At 72.4% G+C, this 18886-nt stretch carries 19 protein-coding genes; 8 read left to right on the top strand and 11 right to left on the bottom strand.

From position 1 onward, the window contains the following. Positions 1–20 precede the first annotated feature (20 nt). Entirely contained in the window at positions 21–1433 is a 1413-nt protein-coding gene (locus ABZ192_RS04935) for a PLP-dependent aminotransferase family protein (RefSeq protein ID WP_356923123.1), read from the top strand. A gap of 53 nt (positions 1434–1486) precedes the next feature. Here the strand turns inward: ABZ192_RS04935 and ABZ192_RS04930 are convergent, their stop codons facing one another. From ABZ192_RS04930 to ABZ192_RS04920, 3 genes are all read right to left on the bottom strand, one after another. Continuing rightward, on the bottom strand, positions 1487–2299 hold the full coding sequence (locus tag ABZ192_RS04930; protein WP_356923122.1) for an SAM-dependent methyltransferase: 813 nt from the start codon (positions 2297–2299) through the stop codon (positions 1487–1489). A 92-nt stretch (positions 2300–2391) separates the two neighbouring features. Next, positions 2392–2646, bottom strand: coding sequence for a DUF397 domain-containing protein (locus tag ABZ192_RS04925; protein WP_020277664.1), 255 nt, complete (start codon positions 2644–2646; stop codon positions 2392–2394). Then, a complete protein-coding gene (locus ABZ192_RS04920; RefSeq protein WP_356923121.1) occupies positions 2647–3507 on the bottom strand; it encodes a helix-turn-helix transcriptional regulator in 861 nt (286 codons plus the stop codon). Between the two features lie 244 nt (positions 3508–3751). Between ABZ192_RS04920 and ABZ192_RS04915 the strand changes: the two genes are divergently transcribed. The 3 genes from ABZ192_RS04915 to ABZ192_RS04905 all read left to right on the top strand — a co-directional run bounded on the left by ABZ192_RS04915 (position 3752) and on the right by ABZ192_RS04905 (position 7173). Further along, positions 3752–4444: an ATP-binding protein gene (locus tag ABZ192_RS04915; RefSeq protein ID WP_356923120.1), complete on the top strand. Its 693-nt coding sequence runs from the start codon at positions 3752–3754 to the stop codon at positions 4442–4444. Beyond that, complete coding sequence (locus tag ABZ192_RS04910) at positions 4441–4875, top strand: hypothetical protein (protein WP_356923119.1); 435 nt, start codon at positions 4441–4443, stop codon at positions 4873–4875. The genes ABZ192_RS04915 and ABZ192_RS04910 overlap by 4 nt, the downstream gene beginning before the upstream one ends. 381 nt (positions 4876–5256) lie before the next feature. Further along, complete coding sequence (locus tag ABZ192_RS04905) at positions 5257–7173, top strand: ABC transporter ATP-binding protein (protein ID WP_356923321.1); 1917 nt, start codon at positions 5257–5259, stop codon at positions 7171–7173. A 24-nt stretch (positions 7174–7197) separates the two neighbouring features. Here the strand turns inward: ABZ192_RS04905 and ABZ192_RS04900 are convergent, their stop codons facing one another. The 3 genes from ABZ192_RS04900 to ABZ192_RS04890 all read right to left on the bottom strand — a co-directional run bounded on the left by ABZ192_RS04900 (position 7198) and on the right by ABZ192_RS04890 (position 9705). Beyond that, positions 7198–7380, bottom strand: a complete 183-nt coding sequence (locus ABZ192_RS04900) for a hypothetical protein (RefSeq protein ID WP_037674458.1) — start codon at positions 7378–7380, stop codon at positions 7198–7200. Between the two features lie 155 nt (positions 7381–7535). Continuing rightward, on the bottom strand, positions 7536–8225 hold the full coding sequence (locus tag ABZ192_RS04895; protein WP_356923118.1) for a DUF899 domain-containing protein: 690 nt from the start codon (positions 8223–8225) through the stop codon (positions 7536–7538). Between the two features lie 115 nt (positions 8226–8340). Further along, on the bottom strand, positions 8341–9705 hold the full coding sequence (locus tag ABZ192_RS04890) for an amidohydrolase (protein WP_356923117.1): 1365 nt from the start codon (positions 9703–9705) through the stop codon (positions 8341–8343). 42 nt (positions 9706–9747) lie between these two features. Between ABZ192_RS04890 and ABZ192_RS04885 the strand changes: the two genes are divergently transcribed. Further along, positions 9748–10710: an endonuclease/exonuclease/phosphatase family protein gene (locus tag ABZ192_RS04885; RefSeq protein WP_356923116.1), complete on the top strand. Its 963-nt coding sequence runs from the start codon at positions 9748–9750 to the stop codon at positions 10708–10710. A gap of 61 nt (positions 10711–10771) precedes the next feature. On the opposite strand, the gene ABZ192_RS04880 is transcribed toward ABZ192_RS04885, so the two are convergent. Beyond that, positions 10772–12901 (bottom strand): FUSC family protein, encoded by a 2130-nt coding sequence (locus ABZ192_RS04880; RefSeq protein WP_356923115.1) that lies wholly within the window; start codon positions 12899–12901, stop codon positions 10772–10774. A gap of 207 nt (positions 12902–13108) precedes the next feature. After that, positions 13109–13888: a nucleotidyltransferase domain-containing protein gene (locus ABZ192_RS04875; protein ID WP_356923114.1), complete on the bottom strand. Its 780-nt coding sequence runs from the start codon at positions 13886–13888 to the stop codon at positions 13109–13111. A gap of 166 nt (positions 13889–14054) precedes the next feature. Here ABZ192_RS04875 and ABZ192_RS04870 point away from each other — a divergent pair, with 166 nt between their 5' ends. Next, complete coding sequence (locus ABZ192_RS04870; protein WP_356923113.1) at positions 14055–14468, top strand: RidA family protein; 414 nt, start codon at positions 14055–14057, stop codon at positions 14466–14468. Between the two features lie 17 nt (positions 14469–14485). Continuing rightward, positions 14486–15094 (top strand): gamma carbonic anhydrase family protein, encoded by a 609-nt coding sequence (locus ABZ192_RS04865; RefSeq protein WP_356923112.1) that lies wholly within the window; start codon positions 14486–14488, stop codon positions 15092–15094. Between the two features lie 36 nt (positions 15095–15130). Here the strand turns inward: ABZ192_RS04865 and ABZ192_RS04860 are convergent, their stop codons facing one another. Together ABZ192_RS04860 and ABZ192_RS04855 are read right to left on the bottom strand one after the other, a co-directional pair. Then, positions 15131–15853, bottom strand: a complete 723-nt coding sequence (locus ABZ192_RS04860) for an aspartate/glutamate racemase family protein (protein WP_356923111.1) — start codon at positions 15851–15853, stop codon at positions 15131–15133. Between the two features lie 5 nt (positions 15854–15858). Then, positions 15859–17310 carry an NCS1 family nucleobase:cation symporter-1 gene (locus ABZ192_RS04855; RefSeq protein WP_356923110.1) on the bottom strand — a complete coding sequence of 484 codons (1452 nt, stop codon included), beginning with the start codon at positions 17308–17310 and terminating at the stop codon, positions 15859–15861. Positions 17311–17454: 144 nt separating this feature from the next. Here ABZ192_RS04855 and ABZ192_RS04850 point away from each other — a divergent pair, with 144 nt between their 5' ends. Then, complete coding sequence (locus ABZ192_RS04850; protein ID WP_356923109.1) at positions 17455–18177, top strand: GntR family transcriptional regulator; 723 nt, start codon at positions 17455–17457, stop codon at positions 18175–18177. On the opposite strand, the gene ABZ192_RS04845 is transcribed toward ABZ192_RS04850, so the two are convergent. Continuing rightward, a complete protein-coding gene (locus ABZ192_RS04845; RefSeq protein ID WP_356923108.1) occupies positions 18174–18878 on the bottom strand; it encodes a uracil-DNA glycosylase in 705 nt (234 codons plus the stop codon). The genes ABZ192_RS04850 and ABZ192_RS04845 overlap by 4 nt on opposite strands. Positions 18879–18886: the final 8 nt, after the last annotated feature.

The following is an 18886-nucleotide window of genomic DNA, read 5'->3' as shown; positions in this document are numbered from 1 at the left end:
CCACTGTAGGGTGCATTTCCGTGATGGATTCGTGGGTCAATTCGGCGGAACGGATCGGGTCCGACCTGCATCTGGAGCTGACCGGTCCGGGCGGGCGGCGCGCGGCGCTGATCCGGGCGCTGCGGGATGCCGTACGCAGCGGGCGGCTCGCTCCGGGCACGCGGCTGCCGCCGTACCGCTCGCTCGCGGCGGATCTCGGCGTCGCCCGCAACACGGTGGCCGACGCCTACGCGGAACTCGTCGCGGAGGGCTGGCTCACCGCCCGGCAGGGCTCGGGCACGCGGGTCGCGGAGCGTGCCGGGCTGTTGCGGCCCCCGGCCCGCGTGCCCCGAAAGGCACCTCCACGCGCGCGTGGACCCCGGCACGACCTGACGCAGGGCACGCCGGACGCCTCGTCGTTCCCGCGCACCGCGTGGCTGGCCTCGTACCGAAGGGCTCTCCAGCAGGCGCCCAACGAGGTGTTCGGCCCGGGTGATCCGGCCGGCCGGATCGAACTGCGGGAGGCACTCGCGGAGTACCTGGCACGCGCGCGTGGGGTGCGCACAGAGCCGGGCAGGATCGTGATCTGCTCCGGCTTCGCGCACGCGCTGCGGCTGCTGTTCGGAGGGGGCGTGCTGCGCGGGCCCCTGGCGGTGGAGGCGTACGGGCTCGGATTCCACCGGGAGATCCTCGCGGCGGCCGGGGTGCGGACCATGCCGCTCCCCCTCGACGAAGACGGCGCCCGGGTCGACCGGCTGGGGCGTGAGCGGGCCGTGCTGCTCACGCCGGCCCACCAGTTCCCGACCGGCGGGCCGCTGCACCCCGCGCGCCGGTCCGCCGTGATCGACTGGGCACGCGCGCGTGGCGGGCTGCTCCTGGAGGACGACTACGACGGGGAGTTCCGCTACGACCGCAAGCCGGTCGGCGCGGTCCAGGGCCTCGACCCCGAGCACGTGATCCACATCGGCTCGGTCAGCAAGAGCCTGTCACCGGCGGTGCGGCTGGGCTGGATGGTGCTCCCGGAGCGGTACGTCGACGCCGTCCTGGCCGCCAAGGGAGACCGGGAGGCGTGGGCGAGCGTCCTCGACCAGCTGAGCCTCGCGGACTTCGTCGTCTCCGGGGCGTACGACCGTCATGTACGGCGGATGCGGCAGCGCTACCGCGGCCGGCGGGACCGGCTCGTCGCGGCGCTCGCCGAGCACGCGCCGCACATCGAGGCCACCGGTATCGCGGCCGGGCTGCACGCGGTGCTGCGACTGCCGCCCGGCACCGAGGCGTCCACGGTCAAGGCCGCCTCCTGGCAGGGCATCGCCCTGGACGGCCTCGCCGCGTTCCGGCACCCGGACACGGACATGGCGGCGGGCGACGGCCTCGTCGTGGGGTACGCGACGCCCTCCGAGCACGCGTACGGGCCGGCCCTGGAGGCGCTGTGCCGTGCACTGCCGCCGCCCTGACCGGCCGGCCCGTGAAGCGCGTTGAGCTACGGCTTGCGCGCGATCGCGTGGAGCTACGGCTTGCGCGCGACCGCCCCGTACCCCGGAATCACCCCGTCGTCCTGCCCCGGTACGGGCTCGCCCAGTTCGGGGTGCCAGCGATGGGGCACCTCGACGCCGGGCTCGACGAGGTCGAGGCCGTCGAAGAAGCGGGTGAACTCCTCACGGGAGCGCAGGGCCAGGGTGACACCGGCGGCGCGGAGCTTCTCCGTGGCCGCCTTCGACTCCTGAGGCGTGAAGTCGGCCGTGGCGTGGGTGATGACCAGGTGGCTGCCGGAGGGCAGTTCGGCGAGCAGCCGGCGGACCAGGTCGTGCGCGCCGTCGTCGTCGGAGACGAAGTGCAGCAGCGCGATGAGCGACAGCGCGACGGGCCGGGAGAAGTCCAGGGCCTTCCTCGCGCCCTCCAGGATGGCGTCCGGGTCGCGCACATCGGCCTGGAGGTACTCGGTCACCCCCTCGTCCGTGCCGCGCAGCAGCGCCGCCGCGTGGGCCAGCACGATGGGGTCGTTGTCGCAGTAGACGACCCGGGCGTCGGGGGCGATCTCCTGGGCGACCTGGTGGAGGTTCGGCTCGGTCGGGATGCCGGTGCCGATGTCCAGGAACTGCCGTACGCCGTTCGCGGCCAGCCAGCGCGTGGCCCGGTGCATGAACGCGCGGTTGACCCGCGCCATGACCGGCACCCTCGGGTCGAGGGCGAGCATCTGCCGGCCCATCTCCTCGTCGACCGGGTAGTTGTCCTTGCCGCCGAGGTACCAGTCGTACATCCGCGCGGGGTGGGGTCTGGTCGTGTCGATCTGGACGGCCGGTGTGGGGTCCTGCCCGGTCATGAGGCACTCCGTAAGGCACAAAAGATGGTCAATTCAGCACCACGGTCAGAAAGTCGAGTCAGAAAGCCGAACGTTCAGAAAAGGCAATCGCGTCAGGACAGCAGGAAGTCCGCCTCCCCCGCCTTCGCCCCTTCGATGAAGGCCGTCATCTCGTCGGTGGTGTAGATCAGGGCCGGACCGTCCGGGTCGGTGGACTGCCGGACGGCGATTCGGCCGTCGGCGAGCTTCATCGCCTCCAGGCAGTTCCCGCCGTTCCCCCCGCTCCACGGCTTGTGCCAGCCTTCGCTGCCCAAGTCGCGCGCGGGCATGCCGTTGTAGACGTGTTTGCGCGGCTTGATGCGATCCATTCACAGCTCCTTGCGGAGATCCCTGAGGATCTCCTTCGTGCGTTGTGCCGTAGCGGCCTGCGCCGCCATGCGGTCCATGACCTCGAGGTGGGTCGCCACCTCGGCGCGCGCGTCGAGGTAGACCGCGCCGGTCAGGTACTCGCTGTAGACCATGTCCGGCAGTTCGGGCATGGCAAATCGGAACAGCACGAACGGCCCGTACGTGCCCGGGTGCGGCCCGGTCGCGAACTGGGCGACCTGCAGCGTCACATGGGGCAGCTCCGTGGCCTCGAGCAGCCGGTCGATCTGGGCGCGCATCACCTCCGGGCCGCCGACCGGGCGCCGCAGCACGGTCTCGTCCATGACGACCCACAGCCGGGGCGCGTCCTTGCGGGTGAGCAGTTCCTGGCGCTGCATCCGCAGGGCGACGTGGCGCTCTATGTCGTCGGGCCGGGTCTGGCCGATGGCGCCCGAACGGAGCACTCCGCGCGCGTAGTCCTCGGTCTGCAACAGCCCGGGGACGAAATGGGGCTCGTAACTGCGGATGACGCCGGCCGCGCCCTCCAGGCTCACGTACATCGAGAACCAGCCGGGCAGGATGTCGTGGAAACGCTGCCACCAGCCGGGTTTGTTCGCTTCCTCGGCCAGCAGGACGAAGGCGTCGGCCTCCTCGTCGGAGATTCCGTAGGCCTTCAGGAGGAGTTGGAGATAGGGGATTTTGAGCGCGACCTCGGCCATCTCCATACGGCGGACCGTGGCGGGGGCGACGCGCAGGATGCGGGCGGCTTCCTCACGCTTCATCCCCGCGCGTTCCCGCAGGTCCAGCAGGCGCCGGCCGAGGACGACCTGGCCCACGGTCGGAGCGGACCGCGGTTCGCTCACGCTCCACCTCCACCAAGAGTTCTGACGAGCCGGCCACAGAAGAAGCCGACAGCCCGGCGGCGCCATTCGAAGACCTATTCGAAGAGCCGGTCATCCGAACAGATGTTCCGAACATCACTTCGATGTCTCAACTGGCGCCGCACGGGGTGCTGTTGCGAGCAGTGTGCCACGGCCTTCCAGACCGTCACACAGCACTCTGCAATTTTCAGAGTGACACTTGCCAAGTGTTCACGGCGGGACGATAGTGGCAAGCGTGATTCCGTCCGCGCCCTTAGGAACAGACGCCGCCGCAGGCCCTTACGGCCTGGGTGCCAGCCCGGAAGCAAGCCCCGCCGGGGCCGCTGCCGAGCGCCGGTTCCGTTTCGAGCTGGCCGCACACCCGGGATCTCCCGCACAGGCCAGACGCCTGACGCGGGCCCGGCTGACAGGCTGGTCGGTGTGCGAGGACACGTGCGACAGCGCGGCCTTGGTGGTGTCCGAACTGGTCACCAACGCCATCGTGCACACGGCGAGTACCCACATAGTGTGCGAGCTGCACGACGGCGACGATCTGGTGCGGATAGCCGTGCGGGACGAGGGCTGCGCCCCGGGCCAGCCCCACGCGGCCGGCCGCACCCGGCCCGAGGAGGAGCACGGGAGGGGACTGCTTCTCGTCGACGCCCTCTGCGACGCCTGGGGTGCCCATGAGCACGGCCCCGGGCTGCTGGTCTGGGCCGAGCTGCCGCGCAAGGCCGACACCCCGCACGACCCGGCGGAGCCCCGGAACGACCTGGGCTGGGGCACCCGCCCGAAGCCGGGGCCGTCCGACGACTCGGGCGACGGGGACGGGGCACGCCGGGCGCGCCGGGCGGAGGGCGCTCAGGAGGTCCCTGCTCAGGAAGTCCCCGCTCAGGAAGTCCCCGCGCAGGAGCGACGCCGAGAGCGGGGGCCTGCATGAGCCCCGGGCGCGGTGGCCGCGTCCTGAACCTCGACACCCTGGCCCGGCTCGGGCGCGAGCTGCGGACGACGGGCCCGGCTCTGCGACTGCCCGTGCCCGACGGCATGACCGCCCCGCTCGGCTGTGACGCGGTCGCCGTGCCCGCCCGTCTCGGCCCGCTGGTCATGCCCCGGCTGCCCCGCACGGGCTGCGTGTACGCCGACGCGACGCACTGGTGGTGGCTGGTGCCGTCCGACTCCGACCACGCCCTGGAATGGCCGGCCCCGGCGCACTACGCCACCGGCGCGGTCGTCCCGGACGTCCCCGAGCTGCCCGAACTCATCCACCGCCCGGACGGCACGCTGCCGTACACCCCGCCGATACCGCTGTATCTGGCCCTGTGCCGGGTGACGGGGACCGCCCCGTCCTGGTCGCGGCCGGTCACCGCGTAGGGCTCGTCACCGCGCAGGGCTCGTCACCGCGTAGGGCTCGTCAAGCTCGTCGGACACCGCTCGGTCGAGTCCTACCGACCGTTAAGTCCTACCGCTCGTTGAGTCCTACCGCTCGTTGAGTCCTACCGCTCGGTCGAGGCATGGCCACCACCCCTGCGACTCAGCGCCGCCTCACGCCTCCGCCGCCCGATTCGTGCGCCCGCGCGCCTCCGGCGCCCCGGGCTGCGCCCTGCCCGGGCGGGCTCCGCCCCCGCCATAGTGACCGTTCGTCCACGAGCGGGACATGAGCGGGGAGGTCGGTCGACGGTGGCGAAGAAGCGGACCGCGCCGGAGGTGTCCGAGTCGGAGCGGCTGCTCTTCGGCGGGCCGCTGCGCTACGACATGGGCTGGAACCAGCACGCCGACGCGTTCCTGGAGCTGAACTTCCGCGCCATGATCACCCGGCTGCCGTCCCTGCTGGCGTCCAGCCTTCGGCTCGCCCGGCAGGCCGACCGGGGCGCCGCGCGGATCGTGCTGGCCGCCGAGGCGGGCCGGGGCGTGGCGCAGGCGGTGGCGCTGCTCGCGGTCAACAGCGTGCTGGCCCGGCTGATGGGCGGCGGCGACATCGAGGAGCGGCTGCGCGGCGCCGTGCCGGCCCTGGTCACCGTGGCCGTCGTGATGCTGCTCGCGGCGCTGCTGCGGGCCGCGAGCACCTACGCCACCGGGCGGCTGGAGCCCAAGGTGGAGCGGGTGGCGACCGAGCAGTACCTGGAGCGGGCCGCGGCCGTCGAACTGGCCGCGATCGAGGACCACGCCTTCCACAAGCTGCTGGACACCGCGCAGTACGGCGCCGCCTCCGCCCGCCGGATGATCTCCTACGGAACGCGCGTGATCAACGCGATGATCTCGCTGGTCGCCGCGGCAGGCGTGTTGACCGTGCTGCATCCGGCGCTGCTGCCGCTGCTGGTCACGATGACCCTGCCGAGCGCCTGGAGCGCGCTGACCGTGGCCCGGCGGCGGTACGAGTCCTTCCACGCCTGGGTGCAGCACGCCCGGGCGGGCCGGCTGATCGGCAATCTGCTGATCGAGCCCGAGGCGGCCCCCGAGATCCGGGTGCACGGGGTGGGCGCGTTCCTGCTGCGGCACTTCCGCGCGATGTCGGAGACGGCGGAGGCCGAGCAGGCCCGGCTGGCCCGGCTCGCCGCCCGTACCGGCCTGATCGCGGCGGCGTGGACGGGCCTGGCGACGGTGGCGACGTACGCCACGCTCGGCGGGCTGCTGCTGGCGGGCGCGATGGCCCTGTCGGTGGCGGGTACGGCCGTGATCGCGATCCGGACCGGCTCGCAGAGCCTCGACACGCTCGTGGTGGAGGTCAACGCGCTGCACGAGGAGGCGCTCTTCGTCGGCGATTTGCAGCGGCTGTACACGGAGGCGGCCCAGCGGGCCATCCCGGTGGGCGGCCTGCCTCTGCCGGAGAACCCGCGCGAGATCCGCTTCGAGAACGTCACGTTCCGTTACCCGGGCGACTCCGCCCGTCCCGCCCTCGACGACGTGTCGCTCACGCTCCCGCTGGGCCGGATCGTGGCGCTGGTCGGCGAGAACGGCTCGGGCAAGACGACCCTGGTCAAGCTGCTCGCCGGGCTCTACACGCCGGAGAAGGGACGGATCCTGTGGGACGGAGTGGACGCGGCGACCGCCGACCGGCGCCGGCTGGCCGAGCGGATCGCGATGGTGGCGCAGGACTTCAAGCGGTGGCCGTTCACGGCCCGGGTGAACGTCGCCCTGGGGCGCACGTCGGTGCCGGTGTGCGAGCAGCGCCTGGCCGCGTCGATCGCCGAGGCCGGGGCCGAGACGGTGATCGCGGACCTGCCGCGCGGGCTGGACACCCTGCTCGCCCGCAATTTCAGCGGCGGGCACGAACTGTCGGGCGGCCAGTGGCAGCGGCTGGGCATCGCCCGGGCGGCCTACCGCAGGGGCCGCATCCTGATCGTGGACGAGCCGACGGCGGCCCTGGACGCCCGGGCCGAGCTGGAGGTCTTCGAGCGGATCCGCGCCCTGGCCGACAGCGGCCAGACGGTCGTCCTGATCACGCACCGGCTGGCGTCCGTACGGCACGCGGATCTGGTGCACGTCCTGGACCAGGGCCGGCTCGTGGAGTCCGGGACTCCGGACGAGCTGCTGGCGACGGGCGGTCTCTACGCCGAGCTGTACGCGCTCCAGGCGGAGCAGTTCGCCTCGGCACCCACGTCACCCACGACGGTCCAGCCGGTGCAGCCGGTCGCGCCGGTCCCGAAGGTGCCGTCACCGAAGGCGGGCTGAGCCACGCCCCCCTCGGGGCACGCGTCAGGCCGCCGCGTCGGCACCGTCCCCGCTGCGCACGATCACCAGGAACATGTCCGTGGCGAGATCCATGACGACCTCGGCAGGCAGGCCCTCCAGACGCCGCGCCTGCGCGAACTCCTCCGCCGGCCAGGAGCCACGCGGCCCACCGGCGGGAAAGCTCTCGAGCACCGTTCGCCCGTTCACCCTGCACCTCCATGTCGCGCTGTACTCGTAGAGTTAAACGCCAACCATGGGGTGAACGGCTCGCGAAGTGACGGTTCTGAGACGTAGTTGACACTCGTTCACCACCGAGTGTGACCAAACTCTCAGCCGATTGGTCTATCTTTTCACTTTGCGTATCAGTCGTCGTACTCATCGTGATAGCGGACGCGCTCACTTCCCGCAGGCGCCCCAAGAGCTGATGCGCGCCCCTTGGGCTCCTCCCACTCCTCCTGGCGACCCAGCGCGGTGAGGTCCAGCAGGCTGGTGGTCGAGCCGAGACCGTCGAGGCCGCGCTCGTACGTCGAGTAGGTGTGGAAGATCCGGTCGCGGTCCCGCAGGAAGCAGCTGAGGCCCGGGCGCTCGACGAGCTCGCCCTCGCGCGAGAGGGTCACCTCGAAGTCGTGGTTGAAGTCGCTGCCGTACGACGAGTACCAGGGCACCGTCCAGCCCATCCGCGCCTTGAACGGCAGGATCTTCGGGTACGGCACCCGGGACACGGCCGCGAACGACGTACCACGGGCGTTGAGATGGGCGAGATGCCCTACTTGGTCCAGGAATGCGGAGCAGCTGCGGCAGCCGGCGTCCCACTCGGGCGCGAACATGAAGTGGTAGACGACGAGCTGGTGCCGGCCCTCGAACAGGTCGAGCAGGGTGGCCTTGCCGTCCCCGCCCTCGAACACGTACTCCTCGCCGACCTCCACCATGGGCAGTCCGCGCCGCTCGGCATTGAGCGCGTCCCGCGCTCGGGTGGCGGCCTTCTCCTTGACCAGCAGTTCCGCGCGCGCCGCGCGCCACGCCTCGCGCGAGACGATCTCCGGAAGCGACATGGGCCCTCCTGTGGCAACGGTCCGTCCGGGGTGGTGACCGGCGGGAGGGCCGGAACTCATCGCTGCCCCGGGAGGAATCTCGGAGGGAAGGAATCTCGGAGGGCCTTCCGGAAGGTCAGGTGTCGTAGTCCTGGATGCGCCGGCCGTGGCTGCGGTCGACGAGGGCGGGCAGGCGCTCCTCCAGTTCCCGTACCACCGCCGGGACATCGATCGTCAGGAGCGTCCGGTCGCGCATCAGGATCCGTCCGTCGACGATCGTGGTGCGGACGTCGGAAGAGCGGGCGCTGTGCACGAGGGTGGCGGCGAGGTCGTGGACCGGCTGGGTGTGCGGTCCGGTGAGGTCGACCAGGACGATGTCCGCCCGCCGCCCCGGCGCGATGCTGCCGACGCTGTCCCCCAGCCCCACGGCACGCGCGCTCTGGAGTGTGGCGTGGTGCAGGGCCTGGCGTGAGGTCAGCCAGCGGGGGTCGCCCTCGGCGGACTTCTGGACCAGGGAGGTGAGGGCCATCGACTCCCATACGTCGAGGGAGTTGTTGGAGGCGGCGCCGTCGGTGGCGAGTCCGACGTCGACGCCTATGTCGCGCAGGGCGCGGACCGGTGTGGTGTCGGGCCAGGCGAACTTGAGGTAGCCGCGGGGCGCGGTGGCGACGGCCGTACGGCCCGCCGCCCGTTCCAGGACGGGCAGGTCGCGGTCGACGATGCCGGTGCCGTGGGCCAGGAGCACGTCCGTGCCGAGGATGCCGGTGCGTTCCAGGACCCCGATCGGCGTGACGCCGTGGCGGGCGAGGCTGGTCTCGGTCTGGTCGCGGTTCTCGGCGGCGTGGAGGTGCACGGGCAGGCCGTGTTCGCCGGCGAGCCGGGCGGTGGCGGCGAGGTCGGTGTCGTCGACCGTGTAAGGGGAGTGCGGGGCGAGGGCGGTGGTGATACGGCCGTCTGCGGAGCCGCGGTGCCGGAGCGCGAACTCCAGTGACCGCTCCCGGCCTTCGGGGCCCTGGGAGGAGAAGTAGGCCTCCCCCAGCAGCGCCCGCATGCCGCAGTCCGCGACCACGTCCGCCACCGCGTCCATGGCGAAGTAGTGGTCGGCGAAGCAGGTGGCGCCGGCGCGGATCATCTCGGCGCAGGCGAGCCGCGCCCCCAACTCGACGTCTTTGCCGGCGAGGTTGGATTCCACGGGCCAGATGACGTCGTTGAACCACTCCTGTGTCGGCAGGTCCTCGGCGAGACCGCGCAGGGCGACCATCGGCGCGTGCGTGTGACAGTTGATCAGACCGGGCAGGGCGACCTGGCCCCGGGCTTCGAGGCGCTGGGCGGCGGGCAGGTCCGCGACCGCGGCGGTGGTCGTCACAGCCTCGACGACGCCGTTCCGTACGACGATCGCGGCGTCCTCCTCGAACCCGATGCGCTCTTGATCGTCGTGCACGAGGACGGTACATGCGCTGATGATGAGGTCGGCGGGACTGCCCGCGGCGGAAGGCGTCATCGCGCCAACGTACGACCTGTCGGCTTCTGAAAGGAGCCCGGCATGCTCCTCGGCACCTGGAACCTGGAGAACCTCTATCGGCCCGGCGGCCCGTACGGCCCGCAGGACGAGGCCGCGTACCAGGCCAAACTCGCCGCGCTCGCCGCCGTGATCACGGAACTCGACCCGACGCTGCTCGGCGTGCAGGAGGTCGGGGACCCCGAGGCCCTGGAGGACCTCGCCGGGATGCTCGACGACGACTGGCATCTCGCCCTGTCCGGGCATCCGGACAGCCGGGGCATACGGGTCGGGTTCCTGAGCCGTACGGCCATGACGGTGCTGGCCGACACGACGGCCTTCCCGGGGGAACTGCGGCCCGTGCAGGTGGACGACTCCGGGGTGACGGTGACGCGGGCGGGGCGGGGCTTCCTTGCCGTGGAGCTGGAGGAGGCCGAGGAGGTCGAGGGCGGGCCGCTGCGGGTGGCCGTCTGCCATCTGAAGTCGAAGCTGCTGTCGTACCCGAACGGCCGCTTCCAGCCGCGCGACGAGGGGGAACGGGCCCGCTACGGCGCCTACGCCCTGTACCGGCGGGCCGCCGAGGCGACGGCCCTGCGCGCCCTCGCGGACGAGCTCCTGGACGGCGAGGGGCAGGACAGGGACGTGGCCGTACTGGGCGACCTCAACGACGAGGTGCAGGCCGCTACCACCCAGATCCTGCTCGGCCCGCCCGGCTCCGAGATCGGCACGCCGGGCTACGAGCAGGCCGACCGGGGCGACGCGACCCGGCTGTGGGACACGGCCCCGCTCATCCCGCCCGGGCAGCGCTACTCCCGCGTCAATTCCGGGCGGCGTGAACTGATCGACCATGTGCTGGTCAGCCACCGCCTGGTGCACCGGGTGACGGCGGCGGGCACGGGTCTGCCCGGCGACGGCCCGCCCGGTCTGCCGTCGGTCGGCCCCGACCCCTCGGACCGGCGGGGCGTGCCCGGGTCGGACCACGCGCCGGTGTGGATACGGGTCGGTTGAAGGGCCGGGGGTGAGGCGCCGGTGGAGGGCCGGTGGAGGGTCGCACGGGTCGGCCGAGGGGTCATCCGGCGCGGCGCGTCCCGGGCAGCCGCAGGCCCAACCGGTCTCCTGGTCCGGCGAGTTCACCGAGGAGGGCGGTGAGGCGCTCGGTGTGCTCGGGACCGATCCGTCCGGTGTCGTCGAGGTGGACGGCGCAGGCGGTGGTGGTGTCGACGAGGCGTTCGAGGAGGTCGGCCACCTCGTCCGCGCCCTCGGTGTGCCGGGCGAGGGCGGGCAGTTCGTGCGCGGACAGGGAGATGGCCGTCCGGGCCTCAGCGAGCGTGCGGTAGGCCTCGCGGCGCAGGGTCCAGCGGGTGGCGCGGTGCTCGGAGGGGGCGGCGCGGCGGGCGGAGGGCGTGAAGGGGCGCTCGGAGGAGGTGCCGGAGCGCTCGGGGCGCGTGCGGGAGCGCTCGGCGGAAGTCCGGGATGGCTCGGAGGGCGTGCTGGGGCGCTCGGCGGGAGTGCGGGAGCGCTCGGAGGGCGTCCTGGGGCGCTCGGAGGGCGTCCTGGGGCGCTCGGAGGAAGTGCTGGAGCGCGCAGAGGGCGTGCCCGGGCGCTCGGAGGGCGTGCCGGGTGGCCCGACGCGCGGGGTGTCGGCCTCGTCGAGGACGTGGGTGAGGTAGGCGTACGCGGCGTCGCTCGCCGCGGCGAGCCGGGCGCGCACTCCCCCGCCCCGCTGTCCGGGCATCGGCAGGTGCCCGGTGATCAGCACGATCGCGCAGGCCAGCAGCGTCTCGCCGATCCGCCCCATGGAGGCCTGCGGCTCGCCGCCGACCATGACCAGGGCGAGGACGAGGACGGTGACGACGGCGGTCTGGGCGGCGAAGTGCCGGGTGGCGACGGGGATGAGCGCTCCGCTGAGGGCGACGAGCGCGATGAGCCCTTCGGGCCGGGGCAGGACGGCGGCGAATCCGGCGAAGACGACGGCGCCGAGCACGGTCCCGGCAGCCCGGTTCAGCACCCGCGAGGCGAGCGGCCCCAGGTCGGGCTTGACGAGGAAGACGGCGGTGGCCGGCAGCCAGTACCAGTGCTCGTGCTGCCCGTACCACTGGCCCTGGTGCAGGGCCTGGGCGACGGCCGAACTGGCTCCGAAGCAGAGGGCGACCCGCAGCCCGTATTCGCGTCCGGCGCTGCCGAAGGCGGCGCGCAGCCGGTCCCTGGGCGTGCGGGGCCGGGTGTGCAGATCGCCGCCCCTGCCCTGGTCGAACACCTCGGCGGCGTGCAGGAGGGCGTCGTCGAGGGCGCGCAGTGCGGGTGCCGAGCGGGAGGGTGCGGGCAGCGGCCCGGTGTGGCTGTTGCCGCGTACGGCGGCGGCGAGCCGCCGGGGTCCCTCGGAGGCCCGCTCGGCGACGGCCTCTCCGGCCCACGCCAGCGCGGTGGCGGCCTCGGCGAGGGGCAGGGCTGCGGCGTACTGCGCGTGCAGCCGCCGCTCGGCGGAGGAGGAGGCGTACCGCCGCAGCCGGGGCCCGGCGAGGGCGTCCTGCGCGTGGTCGAGGGCGGCGGTGAGCGCGGCCCGGCGGCGCATGGCCTCGGGCCCGCCGACGGCGTCGAGCAGCTCGGCGACGGCGTCGTACACGGCGGCGACGGCCTTCCGCTCCCCGTCGAACCGGAAGTCCCCGGCGAGGGAGCCGGGCGTGGGCAGCACGAGCCGGAGCACGACCAGCCACCCGGCGCCCGCGACATAGGCGAGCGCACGCTCCCACCCCTCCTCCGGCAGGGGCATCCCGGCCCCGATCGCCGAGGCGACGAGCAACTGCGTCCCCACGGCCGAGGCGACCGGCCCGATCGCGCTGATGCTCCCGGCGACGAGTCCGACGAACGTGAGGATCACCGTCAGCACGACCGCGCCGGTCTGCTGCCCGGCGTACGTCCCGGCCACCAGCCCCAGGGCGCCGCCCAGTGCCGGCACCCCGATCCGCTTGACCGAGGCCCGCCGGCTCCCGGGCCGGTCGTTGATCCCGGCGAGCATGGCGGCGATGGCGGCGACGACCCCGAGCGAGGTACGCCCGACCTGCACGGACACCAGCAGCAGCGGCCCCGCCGACAGGGCCCCCCGGGTCACCGCGCTCCAGGGCACCGGCCCCCGCTGGGCGCGCAGGGCGTGCGCGAGCCAGGGCGGCAACGCGAGGTAGGCACGGCGGGACCGGGACACGGGGCTCCTGTCGACTCGTCGAGGGCAGGGGTGGGCCTTCGGGCGACGGTGGCCGGGGCGGGGGTATGGGTGCCCACAGTAGGCGGGGTTCCTGGAGGGAAGGTTTCCGGAACGTGACGGAGTCCGGGAAAGCCGGGTTCTTTATGAACGCAATCGGCAGGAAGGCAAGCGGCAGGAAGGCAAGCGGCGACGGCCGTACGACTCCGGTCAGCTCCGCGCCGCCTCCACGGCCCGGCTCAGGAGCGTCTCCACGTCGGTGATCCTCTTCACGAGCTCGTCCGGAGCGCCGGTGAGGGTGCTGCCCAGCAGCGCGTCCACGTCCCGCAGACCCGCCCTCGCGAGGAGGCCTTTCTCGTTGGTCACCCACTCCCCCCGTGCCGCCAGCACCGCGTGCGCCGTCTGGGTCGCCGCGAGGGCGATCGCGCCCGCGACCTGGGTGACCGCACCCTTGGGCGCGTGGCCCGCCTTCGCGTAAGCGAGGGTGGCCGTGGCCATGCCGTGCCAGTGGGCCGGGGCGGTCTCGCGCAGGGCCGGCGGGTAGGCCGAGGGGCGCGGCAGTTCGCCGCGCAGCACCTTGTTGATGGCGAGTTCGGCGACGAGCAGGTAGGTCGGGATGCCCGCCAGGTGGAACATCAGCGGCTCGACCCGGAAGCGGCCCTCTTCCGCTTCCGCCACCTCGTGTGCGACGACGTCGAGATCGCGGTAGTGCACGTCCACGCGCCGGCCGTCGACGGTCAGCCAGGCACCGCCGTTGAAGACGCCGCCGCCCCAGGCACCCAGCTCGGAGACCTCGCCCTCCCAGCCGACGGCCCGGAGGTCCTGGGGATCGAAGGCGCCCCGGTAGTAGATCGCCAGGTCCCAGTCGCTGTCCGGGCGTTCGGTGCCCTGGGCGCGGGAGCCGCCGAGGGTGACGGCCTCGACGGCGGGGAGGGCGGCGAGGCGGTCGGCGGTGGTGTCGAGGAAGGTCTGGTCCGGGCGGGTGGGCACGGGCGTCGCTCCTGGGCCGGCGGGTGATGCCCGGGAAGCGTAGGGGAGCGCTCGGGTGAGGGCGCAACCGAAATACGGGTGCAGCCGCGTGGCGGAATCTCGCATGATCGGTGGGTTGCCCTCGACCGCCACCGGTAGATCCGCCACCGGAAGATCGGAGACCCCCGTGATCCAGCGAGTCACTGTCCCGAGCCTGTTTCCGCCGCCCACCTACTCCCACGCCTCCGTCGTGGAGGCCGGCACGCGGCTGGCGTTCCTCGCCGGGTCCGTGCCGCTGGACGCCGACGGCGAGCTCGTCGGCCCCGGGGATCCCGTGCGGCAGGCCGAGCAGGTGATCGCCAACCTGCGCGAGCAACTGCGCGCCGTCGGCAGCGACCTCGCGCACGTCGTGGCGACCGACGTGTACGTCGTGAGCGGTGAGCCGGCCGTGCTGTCGTCCGTCTGGGAGGTCGTCGAGGCGTCCGGGCTCAGTACCGGGCCGCACTCGTCGACGCTCATCGGCGTGGCGTGCCTCGGGTACACGGGACAGCTGGTGGAGATTACGGCGACAGCGGTCGTGCCCGGCGAGCCGCCGGCCTGAGGCCTGAGGAGAACGCCATGTTGATCGAGCACCGCGGGCGGCGCCCCGTCGTCCCGGAGTCCGCGTACGTCGCCCCGACGGCCGTCCTGTGCGGGGCCGTCGTCCTCGGTGAGCGCAGCCGGGTGCTGCACGGGGCCGTGCTCACCGCCGAGGACGGGGAGGTGCGGGTGGGCTCGGACGTCGTCGTCATGGAGAACGCCCTGGTGCGGGGACGGGCCCGGCACCCCGCGGTGATCGGTGACGCCGTGCTCGTCGGCCCGCACGCCCATGTCAACGGGGCGACGCTGGAGGACGAGGTCTTCGTGGCCACCGGCGCCTGCGTCTTCCCTGGCGCCGTCGCGAGCGCCGGGTCCGAACTGCGGATCCACAGCGTGCTGCACGTCAACTCCGTGCTGCCGCCCGGCACCGTCCTGCCCATCGGCTGGATCGCGGCGGGAGCGCCCCGGGCCCGTCTCTTCGCCCCCGGCGAGCACGACGAACTGTGGCAGGTGCAGGAGGCGCTGGACTTCCCCGGCACCGTCTACGGCATCCCGCGCGGCACGTCGATGCGGGAGGTCATGGCCCGCCAGGTGGCGTTCTACGGGGCTCATCGCGACGACGTCACACTCGACGACGGCCCGGCATAACGCGGCATGGCCCGGCACGGCCTGGTCCGGCTCGGCCTAATGCTGTCCGGGCCGCCCCCACACCCTCCGTTTCGTCAGCGGCTCGGCGTAGCTCCCCGCGCGGCTCGTCGACAGCCCCAGCGCCACCAGCGATTCCGCCAGTTTGACCGCGGCGGCGACCCCGTCGACGACCGGCAGGCCCAGCTTCTCGCCGACCAGCCGCTGCAACCCCGTCATCCCGGCGCAGCCCAGCACCAGTACCTCGGCCCCGGCCGCGCACGCCCGCTCCGCTGCGGCCAGGAACGCCGTCTCGGTGCGCTCGTCGTCGCCGAGGTCGAGCACGTTCAGGCCCGTGCCGACGATCGCGGCGCAGTTCCGGGCCACGCCCGCCGTCTCCAGGCTGTCCTCGATCTGGCCGACGGACCTCTCCAGCGTGGTGACGACGCCGTAGCGGCGGCCCAGCAGACACGCCAGATGCGCGGCCGCCTCGGTGATGTCGACGACCGGTACGTCCACCAGTTCCCGGACGCCCTCGCGCCCGTGCTCCCCGAAGCCGGCCAGGACGACGGCGTCGTAGGGCGGTCCGTCGTACGTGCGCAGCGTGTCCATGACGGCCGCGGCGGACAAGTAGCTGTCGAGCCAGCCCTCCGCGGACTCCGGCCCCCAGGCGGGGGTCAGCCCGGTCACGGCGGTGCCCGGGCCTGCCGCGGCCCGGGCACCTCGTACGATTTCCTCGGTCATCTCCTGCGTGGTGTTGCAGTTGGTGACGACGATCCGCACGTCTCTCAGACCTCCGCGGTGGCGCGCTCGGGGCGGCACAGGGCCGCGTACAGGCCGGCCGCGAGGGCCGTGCCGATGAACCAGGAGTACGGGGCGACATCACTGAAGGTCTTCACCAGCGCGAGGACCGCCGCGACACCGGCCGCCGGCAGGAACGCCCACAGCGCCTTCGGGTTGAAGCCCTTGCGGTAGTGGTAGCGGGAGCCGGGCGTGGCGTCGAACAGTTCGTCGACGTTCACCCGGCCGCGCTTGACCCAGTAGTAGTCGACCATGATCACGCCGAACAGCGGGCCGAGGAAGGCGCCGAGGCCGCCGAGGAAGTAGTTCACGACGGTCGGGTTGGAGAAGAGGTTCCAGGGCGTGACGAGCAGGGCCGCGACCGTGCTGATCATGCCGCCGACCTTGAAGGTGATCTTCTGCGGCCAGACGTTGGCCAGGTCGTACGCCGGCGAGACGAAGTTGGCGACGATGTTGACGCCCATGGTGGCGATGGCGAAGGTCAGCGCGCCCAGCACCAGCACCCAGGTGTTGCCGATCTCGGCGACGAGGTAGGCCGGGTCGGTGATCTCCTTGCCGAACACCTCGAACGCGCCCGCCGTGACGATGACCGACACGATCACGAAGGCCGTGGAGTTGACGGGCAGGCCCCAGAAGTTGCCGCGCCTGACCGACTTGTAGTCGGGCGAGAAGCGGGAGAAGTCGCAGAAGTTGAGCATCAGCGTGCCGTACGTGGCGAGGACCAGGCCGATCGCGCCGAACCACTGGCGCCACTGCTCGCCGACGGACACCGGGTGCGGGGTGGAGGTGAGCGAGATCGTCCAGCCGGCCTTGGCGAGGATCCACACGGCCAGCGCGATCATCACGAGCCAGATGGCCGGACCGCAGAAGTCCTGGAACTTGCGGACCGATTCCATGCCGCGGCTGATGATCGCCGCCTGGACCAGCCACAGCGCGATGAAGGAGACCCAGCCGAGCGCGTCCAGCCCGAGGAACGAGTTGTGCGTCCACGACTCCAGGCCCGGCCAGGCCGCGAGCAGCATCACGTTGACGGCGACGGAGGCCAGATAGGTCTGGATCCCGTACCACATGATGGCGATCACGGCCCTGATCAGCGCCGGGATGTTGGCGCCCCAGACGCCGAAGGCGATCCGGCTGACGACCGGGAAGGGGACGCCGTGGCGCTGCCCGATCTTCCCCATCCAGTTCATGCCGATGTAGATGATGACGAAGCCGACGAGCAGGGACGTGAAGATCTGCCAGACGTTCATCCCGAGGAAGAGCAGTCCGGCGGCGAAGGTGTAGTTGCCGAGGTTGTGGACGTCGGACATCCACATGGCGAAGAGGTCGAAGACCTTCCAGTTGCGCTTCTTCGCGGGCGCGAGGTCTTCGTTGGTGAGCCGGGGATCGGGGGCGAACGCTGGGGTGCCGGTGGTTGCGGCACGGTCGGCGAGGGACACGGGGCCTCCATGAGCAAGGGGACGAAGGAGGACTGCTCTGCGAGGGTTTGGTATACCAAACTGCGCACATGGTCTCCTCGTCAACCGTTCTGACCGATGTCGCTCTTGTTAACGCTCCGTAAAAGAGACTCCGCGTCGGCGAGGATGGGCTCCATGACGAAGATCGAACCCCTCGGAGCGGTGCGCGAACGCGTCACGGCCGACCTGCGGCAGGAGATCATCGCGGGCAGCCTGCGTCCCGGTGACCGCCTGGTCGAACGCGAGCTGGCGGAGCGCTTCGGCGTCTCGCGCGTCCCGGTCCGGGAGGCGATCCGGGCGCTCGTCGCCGAGGGCTTCGTCCACTTCGAGACGCCCCGGCGCACGGTGGTACGCCGTCTCACCCAGAACGACGTCAAGGAACTGTTCGAACTGCGTGAGGCCCTGGAGGTCTACGCCGCCGGACTCGCCGCGTCCCGCGCGACGCCGCAGGACCTGGCCGAGGTCCAGGAGCTCCTCGACCGCGCGGCCGCCGCCACCGAGGCCGGTGACGCCGAGCTGATCACGGACCTCAACAGCCGCCTGCACGACCGCATCGTGGCGATGGCCGGCAACAGCCTGCTGACCGAGGCCCTGGAACCGGTCGCCGGCCGGCTGCGCTGGATGACCCGGCGCAACGAGGAGTGGCCGCAGCTCCTCGTGGAGCACCGCGAACTGTACGAGGCGATCGCCTCGGGCGACCCGGACCGGGCCCGCGCGCACGCGCTCACCCACGTACGCACCAACTACCGCTCCACGGTGCGGCATCTGTTCGGGGAGGAGGCTTCCGTGGAGGAGGCTTTCGGAGAGAAGACTGCCGGGGAGAAGACTTTCGGGGAGAAGGCTCCTTAGCCGCTTTCGGTGGGCAGTTCCGCCGCCCGCGCGGCCGTCCGCAGGACGTCGCGCAGCATCGCCGGGGTGAGTCGGCCGGTGAAGGTGTTGCGCTGGCTGACGTGGAAGCAGCCGAAGAGTTCGAGGCCTTCCAGGGGGAACCGGGCCCCATGGCCGAAGGCCGGCCGGGGCCGGGGCACGGACCAGCCCGCCTCCGCGAACGCGGGGAGCGCGGCCTGCCAGCCGAAGGCGCCGAGCACGACCACGGCCCGCAGCGTCGGGCGCAGCAGCCGCAGCTCCTGCACGAGCCAGGGGCGGCAGGTGTCCCGTTCCTCGGGGGTGGGCTTGTTCGCGGGCGGGGCGCAGTGCACGGGCGAGGTGACGCGTACGCCGTACAGCTCCAGGCCGTCGTGGGCGTGCTCGGCGGTGGGCCGGGAGGCGAGGCCGACGTCGTACAGCGCCTCGTACAGGACGTCTCCCGAGCGGTCGCCGGTGAACATCCGGCCGGTGCGGTTGCCGCCGTGCGCGGCAGGGGCGAGCCCGACGATCAGCAGCCGGGCGTCCGCCGGGCCGAACCCGGGCACCGGCCGCCCCCAGTACGTCCAGTCCGCGTAGGCGGCTCGCTTCGTCCGGGCCACCTCCTCACGCCAGGAGACCAGCCGCGGGCAGGCCCGGCAGTCCGTGATGCGCTGGTCGAGGAGAGGGAGACCGCTGGCGTCCATGACTCCAC

Origin of the sequence: Streptomyces sp. NPDC006235 (genome assembly GCF_040613735.1) — a bacterium.
GTDB lineage: Bacteria > Actinomycetota > Actinomycetes > Streptomycetales > Streptomycetaceae > Streptomyces.
The sequence above is the reverse complement of the archived record's forward strand: the minus strand, read 5'-3'. Positions and strand labels throughout refer to the sequence as shown.

What these genes read in the sequence shown, in the direction of transcription:
- ABZ192_RS04865 (WP_356923112.1), top strand. Translation starts at nt 14,486, where the DNA reads ATGTTGATCGAGCACCGCGGGCGGCGCCCCGTCGTCCCGGAGTCCGCG.
- ABZ192_RS04930 (WP_356923122.1), bottom strand. Translation starts at nt 2,299, where the DNA reads ATGACCGGGCAGGACCCCACACCGGCCGTCCAGATCGACACGACCAGA.
- ABZ192_RS04850 (WP_356923109.1), top strand. Translation starts at nt 17,455, where the DNA reads ATGGGCTCCATGACGAAGATCGAACCCCTCGGAGCGGTGCGCGAACGC.
- ABZ192_RS04845 (WP_356923108.1), bottom strand. Translation starts at nt 18,878, where the DNA reads ATGGACGCCAGCGGTCTCCCTCTCCTCGACCAGCGCATCACGGACTGC.
- ABZ192_RS04890 (WP_356923117.1), bottom strand. Translation starts at nt 9,705, where the DNA reads ATGACGCCTTCCGCCGCGGGCAGTCCCGCCGACCTCATCATCAGCGCA.
- ABZ192_RS04905 (WP_356923321.1), top strand. Translation starts at nt 5,257, where the DNA reads ATGGGCTGGAACCAGCACGCCGACGCGTTCCTGGAGCTGAACTTCCGC.
- ABZ192_RS04885 (WP_356923116.1), top strand. Translation starts at nt 9,748, where the DNA reads ATGCTCCTCGGCACCTGGAACCTGGAGAACCTCTATCGGCCCGGCGGC.
- ABZ192_RS04895 (WP_356923118.1), bottom strand. Translation starts at nt 8,225, where the DNA reads ATGTCGCTTCCGGAGATCGTCTCGCGCGAGGCGTGGCGCGCGGCGCGC.
- ABZ192_RS04910 (WP_356923119.1), top strand. Translation starts at nt 4,441, where the DNA reads ATGAGCCCCGGGCGCGGTGGCCGCGTCCTGAACCTCGACACCCTGGCC.
- ABZ192_RS04925 (WP_020277664.1), bottom strand. Translation starts at nt 2,646, where the DNA reads ATGGATCGCATCAAGCCGCGCAAACACGTCTACAACGGCATGCCCGCG.